This is a genomic window from Deltaproteobacteria bacterium, from assembly GCA_016874755.1.
Lineage (GTDB): Bacteria > Desulfobacterota > Binatia > UBA9968 > UBA9968 > DP-20.
Window position 1 is genome coordinate 1 of record VGTH01000097.1, and the last position, 3160, is coordinate 3160.

The following is a 3160-nucleotide window of genomic DNA, read 5'->3' on the forward strand; positions in this document are numbered from 1 at the left end:
AGCACCGGAAAGTCGCGAGTAGCAACGGCTCGGTAGTCTTATTCGCTCTGCCGACGCGCTCTGAGCTGGGCGAGGTAGCTCGCGCGCACAGAGGTCAGAAATCGCAGCGTCTCGGGCCACAGGTAATCGCGATAGGTGCAAGGCAAGCCGTGGAACCCGCCGTTGTAGTACAACAAGGTGGCCTCACCGAAGATACCGCCGTCGAGGTAAATGCGCTGACTCGCGTTCTTGGTCGAAGCGAGCACGAGTTTGAAAGCGTCGAGGTAGCCGGGGTCAATGTTAACCCTGCGTCCGGCGCTCGCGCCGTCGCGATGGCGCTCTTCGATTGCTTGGGTCCGCCGTTTGAACTCAGCCAAGCGCCCTGGGGAGTGCACCGAGGCAAAAGCAATAAAGCGGCGCAGCAATCCACCGCCCATCTCGCGCTCGTAGAACTGCGATTCAAGCCACGGCCGGGTTTCGCTCCGGCTCTCGACCGCACCGAAGACTGGCGTTAAGTCGGTTTCAACTTGATCGAGCAGCGCAGGGTTTGGCGACAACAGGCCGACGAAGTATTTTGCCGGCCTGGGCTCCTTGGGAGTTCCCATGCTTAGCGCTGGCTTTTCAGAAACAGCAGCTGATCGAGAATCTTATCGGCAAGTTCGTCTTTGGTCATCAGCGGCAATGAGCGCGTCGCACCGGTCCGGTCAATTAGCGTGGCAACGTTGGTGTCGCCGTCGAAGCCGCTGCCTTCTTGGGTCACGTCGTTGGCAACGATCATGTCGAGATTTTTTTCGCGCAATTTTTTCTGCGCATTGGCGATGAGATCATTGGTTTCGGCGGCAAAGCCGATCATGAGCTTGCCGTCTTTGGCCGCGCCCAGCAACTTGAGAATGTCGGGATTGGGTTCCAGGCGAATTTCCAGCGGCCCGTTGCCGCGCTTAAGCTTTTTATCCGCCACCTCTGCGACATGGTAGTCGGCTACGGCTGCAGCCATGACAACGGCAGAACAGGCGGAAAATTCTTTTTGCATCGCCTCAAGCATCTGCCGCGCCGTAAGCACAGGAAGAAAGCGCGCCCCAGCCGGCGGCTCCAACGCCGTTGGCCCGCTGACCAAAGTGACTTGCGCGCCGCGACGCAGCGCCGCGCGCGCCACGGCGTAACCCATTTTCCCCGACGATCGATTGGAGATGTAGCGCACCGGGTCGATCGGTTCGCGATTTGGCCCGGCCGTAATCAAAAGCTTTTCCCCAGCCAAATCCTTTTTCTTGAGTAACCGGCACATTTCTTCGAAAATCTGCTCGGGATCCGGCAACCGCCCCTTGCCCTCGTAGCCGCAGGCGAGAAAGCCGGCGCCGGGTTCCATCACGTGATAACCAACCCGCCGCAGCTTGAGCAGATTTTCTTGCAAGATCGGATTGTCGTACATATGGATGTTCATCGCTGGTGCCAGCAGCACCGGCGCCTGCGTTGCCATCAATACGGTCGTGAGCAGATCATCGGCAATGCCGTTGGCGATTTTGCCAATGATATTCGCGGTGGCGGGTGCAATCACAAACAGATCGGCGCTATCGGCGAGATTGATGTGACCGATTTCCGATTCTTGCGTCAAGTCAAAAGTTTCGCTAGCGACCGGGTGCCCCGAAAGAGTTTGAAAAGTCAGCGGCGTAACGAACTCCATCGCGCCGCGCGTCATGATCACCCGAACCGCCATCCCGGCCTTGACGATCAGGCGCACCAATTCAACCGCCTTGTAACAGGCGATGCCGCCGGTTACGCCCAGCACGATCGATGATTTCTCGTTCCGCCCATCGGCCATGGGGGTAATTATCCGACTTTCATGTCAACCTTGCAAACCACAGATCGAGCAGAAATCGGCCAAGACTAGCCCCAATGCGCAACTTTTTGTCAACTCTCGCGATCTAAGCCTTTGGTCGTTCTTCTCACCGGTAAGTAAAAATCGCCACAAAATGGTGCTGTTCTCCTGTAGCTTCAAAAGCAACGTGGAATTGGCATATTTTTGGCATTAACGGCGGGATAGTCTCGCTCGCTTCCATGGCGGGCTTCCCTTGACCGGAATGATGACTTCGGATAATTGACAGCAAAGATAGAAAAAGGAGCCAAGAAAGAATGGAAACTTCCAAATGGTATCACGGCCTGCGCGCACCGTTGCTCGCTCTAACCCTCAGCTCAGGCTTGTTGATCCAAGTCACCACTGCCTTTGCCGACGAGGCCCAGGAACAGCCTGCGATGGTCGCCGTCGAAGATGCGCCGGCCACGATAACAACCGCGGGTGAAACAACGAGCGTAGCCGATGGTGTCAACCAAGTTGACTACACCACCCCGATGGGAGCGCTGGAAACGGCCCAAAGCGCCGTCGCTGGCGATGACTTCGACTCAGACCCCTGGGAACCTTTCAACGACAAAATGTTCTGGTTTAACCGAGAGGTTCTCGATCGCTTTCTTTTGAAACCCCTCGCCATCGCTTGGGACTTCATAGCTCCTGACCCGGTGCAGCGCGGCGTGCGTAACACGTTTGACAATCTCGAGGTCGTCCGCCGCGTGGTAAATAACAGCCTGCAAGCGAAGTTTACCAGCGCGGGCATCGAGTTGGCGCGCTTTTCGATTAACAGCACCATCGGTCTGCTGGGCTTCTTCGACGTCGCAAAGGATGGGTTCGGCATCGAGCAACGCGATGAGGATACCGGCCAGACGTTCGGTGTTTGGGGCATGGGCCCGGGGCCCTATTTGGTTCTGCCGTTCTTGCCGCCGCTGAACGTGCGCGATGGAATTGGCCTCTTGCTTGACCGCGCAATGTTTCCGCCGTCCTATTTCATGCCGTTCTGGGGCAACATCGTCTACCGGCTCGATGAAGGCATCAACGATCGTTCGCTCAATCTCGATCGCTTTGAGCGCGTCGCCGAATCCACCGTCGATCTCTACAGCGCCGTGCGCAATGGTTACTTGCAGCGTCGCGCGGCCGCCATCCGCCAGTAGCAGAGTTTCGTAATTTCGGCTAAAAAGCGCGGAGGGTTGACCCTCCGCGCTTTTTTTCGCTCTGAAAACGAGAAACACGTTAGTCACTTTGGGCAGATATTCCTATTGACAAGTTTCCGGTGGTTCATTAAGACTTCCGATCAAGTCACTGATACGGATCAAACTAAGAATCGAGCCAACGACGATG

Annotated in this window: 3 protein-coding genes; 1 reads left to right on the forward strand and 2 read right to left on the reverse strand. The window is 56.6% G+C overall.

The features are described from left to right. Positions 1 to 38: 38 nt before the first annotated feature. Entirely contained in the window at positions 39 to 584 is a 546-nt protein-coding gene (locus tag FJ145_26580) for a DUF4416 family protein (protein MBM4264976.1), read from the reverse strand. Positions 585 to 586: 2 nt separating this feature from the next. After that, the gene (coaBC, locus tag FJ145_26585; GenBank protein ID MBM4264977.1) at positions 587 to 1795 is read right to left on the reverse strand and encodes a bifunctional phosphopantothenoylcysteine decarboxylase/phosphopantothenate--cysteine ligase CoaBC; all 1209 of its coding nucleotides are present in this window, start codon (positions 1793 to 1795) and stop codon (positions 587 to 589) included. 311 nt (positions 1796 to 2106) lie between these two features. On the opposite strand from coaBC, the gene FJ145_26590 reads away from it, so the two are divergent. Next, positions 2107 to 2973 carry a VacJ family lipoprotein gene (locus FJ145_26590; protein MBM4264978.1) on the forward strand — a complete coding sequence of 289 codons (867 nt, stop codon included), beginning with the start codon at positions 2107 to 2109 and terminating at the stop codon, positions 2971 to 2973. The last annotated feature ends 187 nt before the right edge of the window (positions 2974 to 3160 follow it).